This window comes from Acidithiobacillus sp. (assembly GCF_023255755.1).
Classification (GTDB): Bacteria; Pseudomonadota; Gammaproteobacteria; order Acidithiobacillales; family Acidithiobacillaceae; genus Acidithiobacillus.
Window position 1 is genome coordinate 1 of sequence record NZ_JAGDVS010000186.1, and the last position, 15,315, is coordinate 15,315.

General features: G+C 56.1%; 15 protein-coding genes. 4 read left to right on the top strand and 11 right to left on the bottom strand.

Annotation, left to right across the window (positions count from 1 at the left end; genetic code table 11):
- Positions 1-5: 5 nt before the first annotated feature.
- The 7 genes from Q0C48_RS13195 to kdpF all read right to left on the bottom strand — a co-directional run bounded on the left by Q0C48_RS13195 (position 6) and on the right by kdpF (position 6,487).
- Entirely contained in the window at positions 6-1,226 is a 1,221-nt protein-coding gene (locus tag Q0C48_RS13195) for a porin (protein WP_291525100.1), read from the bottom strand.
- Between the two features lie 71 nt (positions 1,227-1,297).
- A complete protein-coding gene (locus tag Q0C48_RS13200) occupies positions 1,298-1,732 on the bottom strand; it encodes a hypothetical protein (protein ID WP_291525101.1) in 435 nt (144 codons plus the stop codon).
- A gap of 32 nt (positions 1,733-1,764) precedes the next feature.
- A complete protein-coding gene (locus Q0C48_RS13205) occupies positions 1,765-1,935 on the bottom strand; it encodes a hypothetical protein (protein ID WP_291525102.1) in 171 nt (56 codons plus the stop codon).
- Positions 1,932-2,552 carry a potassium-transporting ATPase subunit KdpC gene (gene kdpC, locus Q0C48_RS13210; protein ID WP_291525104.1) on the bottom strand — a complete coding sequence of 207 codons (621 nt, stop codon included), beginning with the start codon at positions 2,550-2,552 and terminating at the stop codon, positions 1,932-1,934. The genes Q0C48_RS13205 and kdpC overlap by 4 nt, the downstream gene beginning before the upstream one ends.
- A gap of 12 nt (positions 2,553-2,564) precedes the next feature.
- Positions 2,565-4,634 carry a potassium-transporting ATPase subunit KdpB gene (gene kdpB, locus Q0C48_RS13215; RefSeq protein WP_291525106.1) on the bottom strand — a complete coding sequence of 690 codons (2,070 nt, stop codon included), beginning with the start codon at positions 4,632-4,634 and terminating at the stop codon, positions 2,565-2,567.
- A gap of 12 nt (positions 4,635-4,646) precedes the next feature.
- Positions 4,647-6,398 (bottom strand): potassium-transporting ATPase subunit KdpA, encoded by a 1,752-nt coding sequence (gene kdpA, locus Q0C48_RS13220; RefSeq protein WP_291525108.1) that lies wholly within the window; start codon positions 6,396-6,398, stop codon positions 4,647-4,649.
- On the bottom strand, positions 6,395-6,487 hold the full coding sequence (gene kdpF, locus Q0C48_RS14750) for a K(+)-transporting ATPase subunit F (RefSeq protein ID WP_009569099.1): 93 nt from the start codon (positions 6,485-6,487) through the stop codon (positions 6,395-6,397). Before kdpF ends, kdpA begins: the two co-directional genes overlap by 4 nt.
- A 362-nt stretch (positions 6,488-6,849) precedes the next feature.
- Here kdpF and Q0C48_RS13230 point away from each other — a divergent pair, with 362 nt between their 5' ends.
- The 3 genes from Q0C48_RS13230 to Q0C48_RS13240 are packed head-to-tail and all read left to right on the top strand — an operon-like array spanning position 6,850 to position 10,337.
- Positions 6,850-8,109, top strand: coding sequence for a universal stress protein (locus tag Q0C48_RS13230; protein ID WP_291525110.1), 1,260 nt, complete (start codon positions 6,850-6,852; stop codon positions 8,107-8,109).
- The gene (locus Q0C48_RS13235) at positions 8,070-9,590 is read left to right on the top strand and encodes an ATP-binding protein (protein WP_291525112.1); all 1,521 of its coding nucleotides are present in this window, start codon (positions 8,070-8,072) and stop codon (positions 9,588-9,590) included. Before Q0C48_RS13230 ends, Q0C48_RS13235 begins: the two co-directional genes overlap by 40 nt.
- Before the next feature lie 3 nt (positions 9,591-9,593).
- The gene (locus Q0C48_RS13240; protein WP_291525114.1) at positions 9,594-10,337 is read left to right on the top strand and encodes a response regulator transcription factor; all 744 of its coding nucleotides are present in this window, start codon (positions 9,594-9,596) and stop codon (positions 10,335-10,337) included.
- 53 nt (positions 10,338-10,390) lie between these two features.
- On the opposite strand, the gene Q0C48_RS13245 is transcribed toward Q0C48_RS13240, so the two are convergent.
- The 3 genes from Q0C48_RS13245 to Q0C48_RS13255 are packed head-to-tail and all read right to left on the bottom strand — an operon-like array spanning position 10,391 to position 12,677.
- Entirely contained in the window at positions 10,391-11,137 is a 747-nt protein-coding gene (locus tag Q0C48_RS13245) for an HAD family hydrolase (protein WP_291525115.1), read from the bottom strand.
- Positions 11,138-11,141: 4 nt separating this feature from the next.
- The gene (locus tag Q0C48_RS13250) at positions 11,142-12,140 is read right to left on the bottom strand and encodes an aminoglycoside phosphotransferase family protein (RefSeq protein ID WP_291525117.1); all 999 of its coding nucleotides are present in this window, start codon (positions 12,138-12,140) and stop codon (positions 11,142-11,144) included.
- 18 nt (positions 12,141-12,158) lie between these two features.
- Positions 12,159-12,677: a hypothetical protein gene (locus Q0C48_RS13255; RefSeq protein ID WP_291525119.1), complete on the bottom strand. Its 519-nt coding sequence runs from the start codon at positions 12,675-12,677 to the stop codon at positions 12,159-12,161.
- A 210-nt stretch (positions 12,678-12,887) separates the two neighbouring features.
- Between Q0C48_RS13255 and Q0C48_RS13260 the strand changes: the two genes are divergently transcribed.
- Entirely contained in the window at positions 12,888-14,486 is a 1,599-nt protein-coding gene (locus Q0C48_RS13260) for an APC family permease (RefSeq protein WP_291525121.1), read from the top strand.
- 403 nt (positions 14,487-14,889) lie between these two features.
- Here the strand turns inward: Q0C48_RS13260 and Q0C48_RS13265 are convergent, their stop codons facing one another.
- Positions 14,890-15,267 carry a helix-turn-helix domain-containing protein gene (locus Q0C48_RS13265; protein WP_291525123.1) on the bottom strand — a complete coding sequence of 126 codons (378 nt, stop codon included), beginning with the start codon at positions 15,265-15,267 and terminating at the stop codon, positions 14,890-14,892.
- Positions 15,268-15,315: the final 48 nt, after the last annotated feature.

Here is a 15,315-nt window from a genome sequence, read left to right on the forward strand (position 1 = left end):
GGGGGTTAGAACATGAAGCCGGTTTCGAGCATGCCACGGAGTTGGGTCTGGGCAAGGCCGTTGGTGCCCGAGAAACCCGTATTGCTTGGCATGGTAGCAGCGACATAAGACAGCTCAGCCCGAGCGAAAAAGCCGCCGTCCTGGTAAGTCGGCGTCACGGTCAGCGACCAGGCATGGGAGCCGGGGCCGAAGCCGGTGAGGCTGGCCGCACCATCAATAGCGGTGCCGGAGTTGCTGATGTATTCCACCCGGCCGGCGACGGATATTTTGTCCGTCAGGCTGTAGTCGGCAAGAATGGCGGCACCGATGGTGCTTTGGCTCCCGTTATACCCGGCGAGGGTCATAGCGCTCGCTGGAACGGAGGTGTACTGCACATAAGGCGTCACGACGAGGTTTTCGCCGGTATAGGTATAGCCCAGGTCGTAAATGCTCTCGTTGTTCTGCAGCGGCGTCGTGGCAATGGACGAATAGGCAAAATTCGTATGTCCCATATTGCCGCCGGCCTGGAAGAAGACACCGTTTTCCTTGTTGATGGCCCAGGTCAGGGCGCCCGTCAGCCAGTTGAAGCGATTGGAGTAGAAACCGTCATTCCAAGACAAGGAAGCGGTGACCGGCCCCATGGTGTAATTGGCCTGGATGCCCTTGTTGACGGCATTCTCCTGGCCCCAGAGTAGGCCCCGCTCAATGTTCCAGTTCTGAAAGCTGAAGGTGTATTCCGCGCCGATCAGAGTCGGGAGTTTGCCGATCTGGACATTGAAATTATCGGTGGGGGCGATTTCAAGATAACCGACGGGAAGGGCGCCAAAGGTGTTCTGGGTGAAGGTGCCAGTGGAGAAATAGCTGGAGCCCAGGGTCATGACGTTATACGCCCCTGCCTGCAGATAAAACTGTACGAGCCCTGTGTTCTTCTGGATGATGACCATGCCGTTGCTGATATCGGCAGAAGCAGACTTGGTGGCCGGAGTGTTTGCCGGGCCGGAAGTGGTGGGGGCGAACTTGTTGTCCTGCCAGACGCCATAGCCGCTCGCCACACCTTGCAGGTTGAGGGTGCCCAAAGGGCCAGCTTCAAAAGTCAGAGGGCTGGGCATTTCCAAGGGGGTCGCTTGTGCCGCCTCATTAACGAAACACAACAGGCACCCCAACGCAGACAATGCGGAAATCCGCGTCATTGAGCGCCGATGTCCGATTCGTGGACACTGTTTTTTGACTGCTACGCGATTAAACATTTTCTCCTCCTGGAGCATTGCAGGTGATGGAGTGGACGGGCCGCTGCAGCGCATCCACTGGAGGTGCAGAGTTATCGAATGTTGAGCATTGGGATTGCGGTAAAAGGCAGCGTCTCCGAACGGAACGCCGCAACCTCATTTTTTACCCGGCGCATGGGATGGATCACCCACTGCTGACCGTTGTGGATCTGAAGATGTGTCCAGGCATCTCTGCGCAATTTCTGGTCGAATTTTTTGGAACGCAGAAACGTCCCCAAAAGCCTTCCTTTGCGCAAGCGCAGGAGCACATTCGGGATTCGTCCATCGGCAATGAGCGTGGCCGCACCGGAGCGCGCTGCATGGTTGGCTGCGTGTATTTTGGTGAGCATGCCACCAGTACCTACGGTGCCGCCGCTTCCACCCGCCATACCTTCTGTGATCATTTCGGCATCAGGCCGTGCGCGCGAGTCGATCGTAAATAGCCCCGATTGATCGGTCAACAATACCATCAGGTCGGCATGCCCCACGCTGGCCGCCGCCTGACGTTCTTCCGCAGTGGTCATCTTTTTTGCCCATCCCAGGTGACATTTTCGGCACTGCGGATCGCTCCGCCCTGAAACGCACTGATTTTGCGGCGAAGGAGTGCCACTTTCCGCGCCTCGCAGCGATATATGCCAAGCGCGACCGTGAGCAGGGTGACCAAAGCCGTGCACACCCAGAAAGCCATCATGATTGCGGTCCTTTCGTGAGGGATACTGTTGCTCCATGCGTGGTGGTGTATCGGTCATGCAGCGCGAGGTTGAGTTTCACCACATTGACCACGGGTTCACCGATGAATCCCAGCAAGGGTTCTGTCGTGTTCTCCCTGATCAGCTGGTGCAATGTTACGATACGGATACCACCAGCCTGCGCAATGCGCGGGACCTGATAGAGCGCCGCCGCGATGCTGATATTCGGGTCAAGCCCGCTCGCCGAGGAAGTAACGAGATCCACCGGGACCGGCCCTTTTTCCGCGGGATCAGCGGCCTTGAGGGCTTTGATCCGCGCCGCCATATGTTGTGCCAGAACAGGATTGTTCGGACCCAGATTGGAGGCACTAGACCCCGCCCCATTGTATGGTACCGGTGAAGTCGCCGAAGGTCTGCTCCAGAAATACTGCGGTTCACGGAAATACTGACCGATGAGGCTAGAACCCACGACCCGTCCATGCTGACGAATGAGTGAGCCATTGGCCTGACGGGGAAACACCACCTGGCCGATACCCGTCATGGTCAGGGGGTAAATCAGACCGGTCATCACGGCCAGAATCAGGAACAGCAACAGCGCGGTTTTGATGTCTTTGATCATAGCGTCATCCTCCTACAGTACAGCCAGTAGCATGTCGATCAGTTTAATAAAGATAAATGGCGCAATAATGCCGCCCAATCCGTAGATCCACACGTTGCGGCGAAGAATGTGCTGTGCCGAGTCGGCACGGAACTTGATGCCTTTGAGGGCCAGAGGAATCAGAAAGGGAATGATGAGTGCGTTGAAGATGACCGCGGCCATGATGGCATGGGCGGGTGAACTCAAGTCCATGATGTTCAGTGCTTCCAGTTGGGGGTAAGTCGATACAAACGCCGCCGGGATGATAGCGAAGTATTTGGCCACATCGTTCGCCACACTGAAGGTGGTGAGGGCGCCGCGGGTCATCAGCAGTTGCTTGCCAATCTGGACAATCTCCAGCAGTTTGGTGGGGTTGGAGTCCATATCGACCATGTTGGAGGCTTCGCGCGCCGCCTGGGTACCACTGGCCATACAGAGTCCGACATCCGCTTGAGCAAGGGCCGGGGAATCGTTGGTGCCATCTCCGGTCATCGCGACCATGTAACCCTCATTCTGGTATTCTCGAATGCGCGCGAGCTTGGTTTCCGGTTTGGCCTCCGCGAGATAATCATCGACTCCCGCTTCTGCGGCGATCGCGGCGGCAGTCAACGGATTGTCGCCGGTCACCATGACCGTGCGGATACCCATCGCCCGCAATTCGGCAAAGCGCGATTTGATGTCGGCTTTGACGATGTCCCGCAACTCGATGGCGCCCAACACCACTGCGCCAGAGCAGACCACCAGGGGTGTTGCACCACCACCCGCGATTTCCTGCACAATGCCGTCCAGCTCTGTAGGCCAGGCACCCCCCAGCGACTGGACCCACGCCTTCATGGCGTCGGGAGATCCCTTACGCAATTGCTGCCCATTCCAGTCCACCCCACTCATGCGGGTTTCGGCACTGAAAGGGATCAATTGCGCTTCAGGTGGTAAGGTTTCCCGGCTTTGCGGGTAATGTTTTCCGGCAAGGGTCACGATACTTTTGCCCTCAGGCGTCTCGTCGGCCAAAGAGGCGCGGCGGGCCGCCTGCGCGAGGGTTTCCTGGGTAACCGCTAAAACGGGGTAAAACGCCACCGCGGATCGGTTGCCGTAGGTAATGGTGCCGGTTTTATCGAGAAGCAGCACATCCACATCCCCCGCCGCCTCGATGGCGCGCCCGGAAGTCGCCACCACATTGCTCTGCAGCAACCGCACGATGCCGGCAATACCGATAGCGGGTAATAGCGCTCCGATGGTGGTGGGAATCAAGCAGACCAACAAGGCTACCAGTACGGTCAAACTAATGACCGAGCCCGAGTGACTGGCGTAATGCACGCTATACCAGGAAAAGGGATACACGGTAACCGTGACCACCAGAAAGACCAGCGTCAACACCACCAGCAGGATACTTAAGGCGATTTCGTTGGGAGTTTTGCGCCGTGCCGCCCCCTCCACCATGGCGATCATTTTGTCGAGGAAGGTGTGTCCGGCCTCCTGCGTCACCCGGATGATGAGCCAGTCCGAGATCACCCGGGTACCGCCGGTGACCGCGCTGCGATCACCACCGCTTTCTCGGATGACGGGCGCGCTCTCGCCCGTGATGGCGCTTTCATCGACGGCCGCGACTCCCGCCACCGCCTCACCGTCGGTGGGGACGAGGTCTCCCGCTTCTATCAGGACAAAGTCGCCGCTGCGCAGGCTTGCGCCGGGAACCTCCTTATAGCTCGCCTCGCGCACCGGTTTGGGCAGTTTTTTGGCCGTAACTTCCTGCCGGCTCTGCCGCAAACTGTTGGCTTGGGCCTCGCCCTGACGCTCGGCCAGTGCTTCGGCAAAATTGGCAAAAATCAGTGTGAGCCAGAGCCAGAGGTCGATCACGCCGGTAAAAGGCGCTTCACTGTTATGCACGATCAGATCGTGAAAAAAGAGGGCCAGCAGCAGCCAGGAGCCGACGTAGACGACAAACATCACCGGATTGCGCAACTGGCGACGCGGGGAGAGCAAGCTGAAGCTGTCCCACAGGGCGCCCCGGCTCTGATCTTTCCAGTTGATCGGAGATGCCGCATGTTTATGATGGGTGGATTCCATGGATATGATTCCTCAATGAGTCAGGGTGGCAGGGGGCGCCAGTTGCTCTGCAATCGGACCCAGTGCCAGCGCCGGAAAGAAGTTGAGCGCGCCGGCCAGAAGAATGACGCCAACCGTCAGGCCAATGAAAATAGGCGTGTAAGTCGTCAGCGTTCCCGATCCTGCGGGGATTTTCTTTTTCTCGACCAAGGCACCCGCCAGCGCCAGCAACGGCAGATAGGTCCAGTACCGGCCCAGCAGCATGCACATGCCGGTAAGCAGGTTGTAGAACCGGGTGTTGCTGCTCAGACCGCCGAATGCGCTGCCATTGTTGTTGGCCGGACTCGTCACGGCATAGAGCACTTCGCTGAAACCATGTGCCCCAGGATTGAATACACCGGCCCGCCCCGCCACCGTGGTGATGGCAAGGGCAGTACCAATCAACACCAGCAACGGCATGACCAGTATGGAGAGAGAGGTCATTTTTATTTCAAAGGACTCGATCTTCTTGCCGAGAAACTCCGGCGTGCGTCCCACCATGAGACCACCGAGAAAAACCGCAAAAATCATGAAGGCGAGGAAAGTAGCGAGACCTGAACCGACGCCGCCAAACACGACTTCTCCCAATTGCATCAGGAAAAGATTTACCCCCCCGGACAACGGCATGAGGGAATCGTAGGCGCCGTTGGCCGCCCCCGTAGAGGTCGCGGTGGCCACCGTTGCAAAGAGCGCGGTCGCGCCAGCACCGATGCGGTCTTCCACTCCCTCCATATTGCCACCACCGGCAAGACTCGCGGTGTTGGCCTGGGAGATCCCCAACTGGGTAAGCACAGGGTTCCCGGCCAGTTGACAGTGCTGACTTACGAGCGTCAGGGGGATAAAGAGCACCAGCATGGAAATCAGGATGGCCCATGCCGTACGCCTGGCCTTGGCCATATGCCCAAACATGAATACCAGAGCGGAAGGGATGAGAATCATGGCCAGGGTTTCTAAAAAATTGGTAAGAGCGGTAGGATTCTCGAATGGATGGGCATCGTTCATATTGAAGAAACCGCCCCCATTGTTGCCGAGCATCATGATCGCTTCTTGCGAGGCAACTGGTCCCACATGCATTATCTGATGAAGAACGGTCTTACCGCCCGATACAAATGGTGCAATAAGATCTGCCCGCACCTCACCGGTGAGGGTTTGCACCACGCCCTGTTCCATGAGAATCAACGCAAAGAGCGCGGAAAGGGGGAGCAGCACGTATAAAACGGTGCGGGTCATGTCGACCCAGAAATTTCCGAGGTCCTTGGTTCTATGACGGACGATAGCGCGAATGATGGGCAGGACGATGGTGATACCCGTCGCCGCCGAGAGAAAATTCTGCACGGTCAGGCCCAGCATCTGCGAGAGATAACTCATGGTCGAGCCGCCGGCGTAATCCTGCCAGTTGGTATTGGTGGTAAAGCTCACTGCAGTATTGAATGCGGAGCCACCCTGGACGCCACTGAAGTGTAAAGGATTCAGAGGCAGCGCACCTTGCGCCAACAACAATGCATAGAGAAAAACGCCACCGATCAGGTTAAAGATCAACAAGGCGATGGCGTAGCGCTTCCAACCCATTTCCTCGCTCGCCGAAACGCCGGTGACGCGGTAAAGTCCCCGCTCCACGGGGCCCATCAGGCGTGTTGCCCAGAATCGATCGCCCGCATAGATGCGATGCATATAGCGTCCCAGAGGCAAGGCCAGCAGAATGGTCAACAACAAAACCGCGGCTGTCAGTATGAGGGTGGATATCATAGAAACCGCTCCGGATTAATCAGGAATACCAAAAGATAGATAAAAAGCATGGCGCCCAATCCGAGACCTATCCACACGAACGCGTTCATTTTATGCTCCTCAGGCGATCCAATAGCTCAACAACCCCTATGGATGCCAGGAAAAAACCGATAATAATAAATAAGTACACAAGTTCCATACCAACCTCCTGCGTGAGCACGGGCCAACATCCCGCACACAATCATAATATGCTCGCATGAAAGCCTAGCAAGATTGCATCTATAAATTCCATATAAATCATCTATAAATTCTATATAAATGGTATATTTTTTGAGTAAATTATACTCATTGCAGATAACTATGGCGTTAACCCGCTTGGTAATGGCTGGGCTTTGGCCTATGCTCAAACGCGGGCAGGCGCGACAACGAGGGAGCATTATGGACGGTAGTATCCGGTATCTGGTAATAACGAATGTCGACTGAAGATCGCAAAGACGGGCGACCCGATCCGGATGCCCTGTTGGCACAGGTGCAGCAGGAGGAGCAGGCGCGCCAGCGCGGTCGGCTCAAGATTTTTTTTGGTGCCGCGCCGGGCGTCGGGAAGACCTACGCCATGCTGCGCTACGGGCAGCAGGAGATGACCAAGGGGGTGGACGTTTTGGTGGGTATCGTCGAAACCCATCAGCGCAGTGAAACCCAGGCCTTGGCCGATGTTCTGCCGGTGTTACCGCGAATGCATATTCCATATAAAAATGTTGTGCTTGAAGAATTTGACCTGGATGCGGCCCTTGCCCGCCGTCCCGGACTGCTCCTGCTGGACGAACTTGCCCACAGCAACGCCCCCGGCTCTCGCCACAAGAAGCGCTGGCAGGACCTGGAGGAACTGCTGGACGCGGGCCTTTCCGTGGCGACCACCGTGAATGTTCAGCACCTGGAGAGTGTTCACGAAGTCGTCCAGCAGATTACCGGGGTACAGGTTCAGGAGACCCTGCCGGATCAGATCATCCAGCAGGCCGATGAAGTGATTCTGGTAGATATCACTGACGAGGATCTCTTGCAACGGCTCAAGGAGGGCAAGGTTTACCTGGGCGAACGCGGTCAGCGCGCGATGACGCATTTTTTTCGTAAAGGCAACCTGATCGCCCTGAGGCAATTGGCATTGCGACTGGCGGCGGACCGGGTTGATCTGGAGTTGCGACAGTTTCATCAACAGAATCCGGAAGAGGGGCGGCGTAGCGGTAGCCGGGATCGTTTGTTGGTAGCCGTGAGTGGCCGCCCGGAAGATGAGCATCTGGTGCGCGCGGCTTATCACCTGGCGACCGCTCAACGGGCCGACTGGCTGGTGATTCATGTGGACACCCCACGCGGCCTGCTGCAGAAACCCCAGACCCAGGCATGGATATGGAATCATCTGCATCTTGCGGAAAGTTTGGGTGCTGAAACCGCACGTCTGACCGGCGTAAATATCGGCGCGGAGGTTTTGGCTTATGCGCGGCTGCGCGACGTCACCCAGATTGTACTGGGACAGACGCAGGGCTTGCGCAAATTCCTTTGGTGGTGGCCCGGTTCTTTGACGGCGCACCTGTTGAACAGCGAGCGCGGTATTGACGTAGTGATTCATCCGTTGCCGGTAAAAAAGCCATTCCGGAAGATCGACGCCTGCGGAATCAACAATACCTTGGCATCGTGGACATGCCCCTGCGCCAGCGTACCCGGAATCGCGCCTTTGTGATCAGCGGGGCAATAGGTCTCGCTTTAAGTGGTCTGGCCTGGTCTCTGGGGGCTTACCTGGGTTTTGCCGGGGTCTTCATGCTGTACATGCTGGGCGCGGTGGGCACCGCCCTGATGTACGGCCGCTGGCCCTCCCTCATCACGTTCATTGCCGCCGTGGTCAGTTACTACTCGTTTGGATTGGATCGCGGTATGCCAACCACGGTGGGCTCGCTTGCTTACTTTGCGCTGATCCTCTCTCTGATCCTGCTCATCAGCCAACTGGTGGCGCGATCCCGCGAGCAGGAGCTCATGGCCCGGATCCGCGAGCGACGCGCCCGCAATCTCTATCAACTGGTTCAGGCGCTCAGCAGTGCCCGTGGTGTCGAAGGGATTCTGAACGCCAGCATCGAGAAGTTGCACCAGACCCTGGGTATCGCGGTCGCATTCTGGCTGCCGCCGACGGATAACACGGGTAGTCCGTTGCAGATGTTTCCAGCGTCCACCGAACTGGAAGCTCCACAACGCAACCTGCGGGCTGCCGCCCGGTGGAGCTTTCTGAATAAAAAGAATGCCGGGATGAGCACCGACACGCTGGCGGATATCCCGGCGCTGTTTATGCCCATGCTGTCCGGCGAGCGTGCGCTGGGGGTCATGATGCTGTCTGATCTCGACCTGCGTCGGGCCCCTGCAGACTGGTTGCGCTTTCTCGAAACGGTGGGGCGACTCATCGCGGTGGCTCTGGATTCGGCGCAAGCATCCCGGCAACGTACAGAAGCGGATGTCCGTTTGCGGGTCGAGCAATTGCAAAATGCGCTTTTAGGCGCCGTTTCCCATGACCTCAGGACGCCATTGGCTGGCGTACTGGGCACAGCGACGACACTCCAGCGCAATGCGCAGGGGCTGACTGCGGAAGAGCGAGGTCTCCTCGAAAATATCCGTGAGCAGACGGAAAAGATGGAATATACCGTGGATCGCATTCTGCACATGGCCGCGTTGCACTCCGGGCGACTCCATCTCCAAAAGGAATGGGTCCCTTTAGAGGACATGCTGGTCACCGCGCGCAAGCAGATCAAGACCGTATGTGCGGATCGGCCTTTTCAGACGCGGATATCCAAAGACCTGCCGTTGCTCCACGTAGATCCCCAACTGCTCGTGCAGGTGCTCACCAATCTCCTTGAAAATGCCTGCAGATATACTCCGAGTGATCGCGGCATAGAATTAGAAGCCAGTGCGAACGATACCGAGATCAAGGTCTGCATCATTGATCACGGCTATGGTGTTCCGCCCGGTCGCGAAGAGGAGATATTTACCCGCTTCAGCCAGGTCAAACCGCCCGTCGGGCTGGGCGGCAGCGGATTAGGCCTCGCGATTTGTGCTGCTATTATAGAGTTGCACGGCGGACGTATTTGGGTGCGTAACCGGGTCGCAGTGCGCGGTGCGGTGTTTTGTTTTACCGTACCTCGGGAGACTGAGCCGCCTATGCCATCTGACGGAGATTAAGTCATGACGACCATACACGAAGGCGATCTGGATATCCTGCTGGTGGAGGATGACCCGAGTATTGGCGGGTTTCTGCAGGCGGCGATGGACCGCGAACCAGGGTATCGCTTGTACTGGGAAACCACGCTGAAAGATGCCTGGAAGGCTTGGGAAAAACGACAAATCCAGGAAAGTCGGCCATTCGCCTTGATTCTGCTGGACCTTGGTTTACCGGATGGGGATGGACAGGGACTGATTCGTCGCTTACGCGCCCACGGAGGCGAGCTGGCACTGATCATTGTCATCTCAGCGCGCGGGAGCGAGGCTGACAAGGTACAGGCCCTCGATAGTGGTGCCGACGATTATCTGACCAAGCCGTTTACCATTGGCGAGCTGCTCGCACGCCTGCGCGCACATTTGCGGCGACGACCAGCAAATGCATTCGCCGAATCTTCCCATTGGGTCATTGGCGTCTTGGAGCTGGATGATCTCACCCATACCCTTCGCAAGGGCGGGGTGTCCATTCCGATGACGCCCAAGGAATATCAACTGTTCCACCTTTTTGTGATGAATCAGGGGCGAATATTGTCGTATCGACGAATTCTTAGTGCAGTGTGGGGAGAGCAGAGTAGCGATCAGGCCCATTATGTAAGGTTATATATCAAACGACTGCGGGAAAAGATTGAGGATGATCCTGGAATGCCACAATATCTGGTGACCGAAAAAGGGGTTGGGTACCGATTTGGCGATCCGGAGGTGTCAAGATGACACTACTCAAGGGCAAGATGGCACGCGCTTTTGCGGCGAAGATAAAACCGTAATCAGTCATCGCCATCCGCATGTTTTTGCGCCAGAAATCCAACGCCATCCAGCACTTGATAGAAGTCCCGCGCATAATAATCGGGCGCTACATCGTTATAGGATTTGCTGCCCTGATTGGAGTCAACAAAGATGGTTTTCATCCCCGCCTGTTGTGCGCCGTAAATATCCCGATACATGTCATTGCCGACATAAATGGCTTCATGGGGAGCCACTTCCAATTGCTCTGCGGCCATGGCGAATAATCGGGAGTCGGGTTTGCGATAACCATAGTCACCGGAAATAATCCGTATATCAAAATATTTTTTAATACCCATCGCGCGCATTTCGGGGAGGGCGAAGCAGCGTTGTGCGTCAGAAATAGTGGCCAGTCGGTAGGTTTCCTGCAGGCTTTTCAGCGTGCGCTTAATGCCATCGTAACGCTCCAGGCGGGTGCGGGAGAGGCCACGATGCAGGCGTGCCAATTCTTTTGCCAGTCTTTCCCGGCCTTTGACAGGTTTGCTGTTCTCCTGGATAAGCAAGGTGTGCCAGATCGCCTCGACGTCTATTTCCGGATATCGTTCAGCGGATTGGCGTTTTCTCTCCTTCATGATGGCGAAGTAGCGTTCCCGGACCTCTCGCCGGTTCATAAAAACCCGGTGATAAGTGAGATAATGGGAAATGCCGCGATAAATTTCTTCCATTTCCTCATTGGTTTCAATGTTGATCATGGTGCCATAAAGATCTAAACAGACGGCGCGTATGGACATGGTATTACCTCCGCAGAATGTGAATGGCTTCGTGGACCAGGGCTTGGCTGTAGCGCCAGTCAAGCCAGGAATTACGGGCAATGCGTAACAGGGTTATGCTCATATAAAAGGGTATTCGCTCAGTAATCGATGCAAAAGCCGCATAGCGGTCCGGAAAATGGGTGCTGTATTCCCAGAGAAAATGACCGATAAATGGTTCGGCATGCTCTCCATGATGGGTGCTGCGCATGAAATGATGTTTTATTTCCCCGGCAATCATGCCGAGATCATACGCGCGATCTGCAAACTGCATACGTTCCAGATCAATGGCGATGGTGCGCCGATGGGCTGCGAAGAGAAAATTGGAGGGCGTGGCGTCGCCATGGATCAGAACTTGCCGGTCTGCCCACATACTGCCCATGTGCTGCCAGTGCTCCCGGTAATGATAGAATTCACCGGTCTGATGGGCGGATATCCGGTGGCGTCTTTGCAGGCGCGCCATGATCTTGTCGAAATAGGCAAACTGCGCATCAAAGCGCACTGTTTCAGAGCGTGCGGTCCAGTTATGTAATTTGGCAAGGAAATAGGCGAGGTCCGTCAGACGTGCATATAATAATTTTGCATCATTACGTTCAATGCTCTCCTCGATGACTCTGGAGAGGGGTTGTCCCGGACAGAATTCCTCTATAATGACACTGTTCATATCCCATGAAATTCCCAGGGGTTGCGGAATATACAGTCGCCCGGTTTTGAAGCCCAGGTCGCGCAACATATGCATATGCCGCCATTCGTTGTGTACCCGGTCCCAGGCTTGTTGGGGATCTTTATTGGTCCGGTTGAAGAACTTGCCGATGACTTTCCGCTGTGAATGGGTTTCCTCGTAGAGAAAAACTTCATTGGATGCCGGAAACTGAAATACCCGAAACTGATGGGGGCGCTGTTCTGTGAGTAGCTGTGGATATATCTGCTCTTGCAGATACGTGTAGAGCGGATCATGGGGATTCAGGCGGCCCAGATATTTCATTTTAACCCTTTTGCCTTGTCATGAATCTCCGGAGAAGGGTGGGGAATGCAGCGACGGATGCAACTGTATCCCGATGACTTTCCAGCCTGGTTCCGCGCTCTTCAGCAGCGGTGTAACGTTTTGCAGAATTTGTTGCTCCAGTGCGGACTGGGCGGTGGTGGAAGTGGTGATGCCAGCCAAATCCGGAAACGCCATGAAGGGGTTGGCGATGCGCGCGTCAAGTTGTTCCTGCAGGGGGTGAAGCTTCTTCCAGGGGCCATTGCCCTGCATGATCGCCACCGGATGAATAGTCAGAGCTTCGATTTCCCCGGCATGGTTGGTGACGGTGACGCCATAAGACCCAAGATCGACGGCACGTTGAACTGGCGTTGGGACCGCGGATTCCGGTGTCGCTACCGGCGCGCCGATTCTGCGCAGATGAACCGGCAGGTTAAGGGCAATGCCCACGGCGACGGCGGCGAGCAGGGCCGCCAGGACGCCGAAAATCACCCATCGACCACGACCGGATTTGGCTTGCTTTTTTTTGCGGGCTGCCAATCTCCGTTTCTCCTTTGCCGGGTAAGCAACATCTGCTCGTGCGATATCCTCTCTGATGAGCAGGGACACCGTCAATGTACTCAATAGAATGCTTGTACCATGGGCGAGGCCGGTAAAACAAACACGATGCAGTGTTGTGATGCGCAGGGTTGCATTACACTCCCCACTCAGTTCTGGTATTTACACAGACCATAAAAGAGGAAGCATGCCATGGCGGCAGGTCATTTGCGGCGGGAAGGGGGGCTGATCGGGCTGCTTTACGCGAGTCTGGGAGCCATAGTGGGTTCCGGCTGGCTGTTTGGGCCGTTGCATGCGGCGCAGCAGGCAGGACCACTGAGTCTCGGTTCCTGGGCGGTGGGGGCGGCAGCTATTTTACTGCTGGCGCTGGTTTACGCCGAGTTGGGGCCGATGATTCCGCGCAGTGGTTCTATTGTCCATATCAGTCACCTGGGTAATGGGCCATTGTTAGGCCGCATCTGGAGTTGGATCCTCTTTTTTTCTTATGTTTCCATTGCGCCGGTCGAAGTGACGGCAGTGCTCACCTATGCGAATAATTATCTGCCGGGTTTTCTCTCTGGTGAGGCGGGTGTGCTCAGTGGTCGGGGTTTTGTCGCCGCTATTCTGTTGTTGGGCGTTTTTGTGCTGCTCAATTTTCTGGTGATTCGCTGGGTGCTGTTGCTTAATAGTGCCGCGACCTGGTGGAAGCTGATTATTCCGGCCGCCACTATTTTTGTCTTATTGAGTTTGTCCTGGCACCCCGAGAACCTGCAATTGCATCATCCCCAGGGGGATCTGGAGGGCATGTTCACTGCCGTGGCCAGTGCCGGGATTATTTTTTCTTTTTTCGGGTTCCGGCAGGCGATTGATCTGGCGGGAGAGAGCCGGAATCCGGGGCGGAGCATTCCCATAGCGGTCATTGGTTCGGTGCTGATTGGCACCGTGCTGTATGAGGGGCTGCAATTCGCGTTTCTGGTGGCGGTGAATCCTGCTGGTCTGGCTCATGGAGGATGGTCACACCTGACTTTTACCGGGCTCACTGGCCCCTTTGCGGCATTGGCCGCAGCCGTGGGTGCCACCTGGTGGGGCGTCATCCTCTATGTGGATGCTCTGGTGTCGCCAGCAGGTACAGCCTTCATTTACACGACGTCATCGGCGCGCATTACCATGGCAGCAGGGGAAATGGGCAGTGCACCGCGGGGACTGGCGCGGATTAACCGCAGTGGCGTGCCCTGGATCGCTCTGTTGGCAGTATATGCGGTTGGCGCGCTCTTTTTCTTTCCCTTCCCTTCCTGGCAAAAACTGGTGGGATATATTTCTTCAGTGACCGTGCTCTCCTACAGTCTGGGGCCGATTGTGCTGTTGCAATTGCGTCGTGCCATGCCCGATGCAGCACGCCCTTTTCGTCTCTGGGGCGCGGAAGTGATCGCTCCGGCGGCCTTTGTGGTGGCTAATTGGATTATCTTCTGGGCCGGGCTCGACACCTTGAGTTTTACCTTTATCGCCCTGACCATGCTGATGGTGGTTTTTCTGATTTACCGTTATTTCCTGGCCAAAGAGCGCCGTGCGGAGGGTTTGGGGTGGCGTTATGCGTGGTGGGTATTACCCTATTTTGCGGGTCTATGGATATGCAGCTATCTCGGTCCGCAAAATCTCGGTGGCAGCGGCCTCGTGCCTTTCTTCTGGGATATGGGGATAATTGCTCTATTTAGTCTGGTTATACTTCTTGTGGCACTGCGCACTAGAGTGGCCGATCAGGTGATGAGAGATTATGTGGAAAGTCTGAACGAGGTGCCGGAGGCGGCGCCGTAGCCATCCGCCGATCCCGGCTGCGGAATTGCAGGAGAATGGCGGGCCAGGTGATCCGGCGTGGTGCCGAGAGCAGGAATAAGGACAAAGGCCGCCCGCCGCAGGAAACCGGCGCTATAAATCGCCGGTGTGGCGCTACGTAGCACTGGGTGCCTTACTGACATGTTCCATGATCCACTCCTGAGTGGTTGACTGCATTTACCAGGGTATTCCGGGCGTCAGGTGTGACTCGTCAGCAAACGGCGCCATTATGGTGCCCGTCTGACACCCCTTCAGCGATCTATTTCGCAATGCTTTCCGGTAATACCCCCGCACTTTCCAGATAAACCGGTAAAACCGTTTTGGGTATGTCGAAGCGTTCTCGCGGTAGCTGTTTTGGCAATCTTGTTAAAGTAGGTGCTAAATTCTAATTTATGACGGATAGCGCAGAGTCTGAAATAGGCGTTTCCTTATCCCCGTTTTCGGCATTCCAGCGCCGGGCCAGCGTATCCAGTGCATCCAGCACCTCCCGCAGCTCCAGTCCACGCTGCGTCAGGCCATAAGTCACCTCTGGGGGAATGCTGGGACGATACTCCCTGAATACTACTTGGGCTTCCTCCAGGGTGCGTAAGCGCTCTGTCAGCATCCGTGACGAGATGCCACGCACTTTCCGCTTGATCGCCCCGAAACGCAGGGGTCCATGTTGTCTCAGTGTCCAGAGGATGTACGTGGTCCAAGGCCCCATCAGCAAACGGAGAAGGGCATCCATGGGACAAGTCGTCTCTTGTTTGGTCTGTCTGGCCATAGTTACTCATTAGTACCTACTTCACAAACTATACTAGATGGTCTTTAC

Excerpts from the sequence above, each read along its gene's own strand:
- Q0C48_RS13265 (WP_291525123.1), bottom strand. The coding sequence starts at position 15,267 with ATGGCCAGACAGACCAAACAAGAGACGACTTGTCCCATGGATGCCCTT.
- Q0C48_RS13250 (WP_291525117.1), bottom strand. The coding sequence starts at position 12,140 with ATGAAATATCTGGGCCGCCTGAATCCCCATGATCCGCTCTACACGTAT.
- Q0C48_RS13240 (WP_291525114.1), top strand. The coding sequence starts at position 9,594 with ATGACGACCATACACGAAGGCGATCTGGATATCCTGCTGGTGGAGGAT.
- Q0C48_RS13235 (WP_291525112.1), top strand. The coding sequence starts at position 8,070 with ATGCCCCTGCGCCAGCGTACCCGGAATCGCGCCTTTGTGATCAGCGGG.
- kdpB (WP_291525106.1), bottom strand. The coding sequence starts at position 4,634 with ATGGAATCCACCCATCATAAACATGCGGCATCTCCGATCAACTGGAAA.
- kdpC (WP_291525104.1), bottom strand. The coding sequence starts at position 2,552 with ATGATCAAAGACATCAAAACCGCGCTGTTGCTGTTCCTGATTCTGGCC.
- Q0C48_RS13260 (WP_291525121.1), top strand. The coding sequence starts at position 12,888 with ATGGCGGCAGGTCATTTGCGGCGGGAAGGGGGGCTGATCGGGCTGCTT.
- Q0C48_RS13230 (WP_291525110.1), top strand. The coding sequence starts at position 6,850 with ATGTCGACTGAAGATCGCAAAGACGGGCGACCCGATCCGGATGCCCTG.
- kdpA (WP_291525108.1), bottom strand. The coding sequence starts at position 6,398 with ATGATATCCACCCTCATACTGACAGCCGCGGTTTTGTTGTTGACCATT.
- Q0C48_RS13205 (WP_291525102.1), bottom strand. The coding sequence starts at position 1,935 with ATGATGGCTTTCTGGGTGTGCACGGCTTTGGTCACCCTGCTCACGGTC.
- Q0C48_RS13245 (WP_291525115.1), bottom strand. The coding sequence starts at position 11,137 with ATGTCCATACGCGCCGTCTGTTTAGATCTTTATGGCACCATGATCAAC.
- kdpF (WP_009569099.1), bottom strand. The coding sequence starts at position 6,487 with ATGAACGCGTTCGTGTGGATAGGTCTCGGATTGGGCGCCATGCTTTTT.
- Q0C48_RS13195 (WP_291525100.1), bottom strand. The coding sequence starts at position 1,226 with ATGTTTAATCGCGTAGCAGTCAAAAAACAGTGTCCACGAATCGGACAT.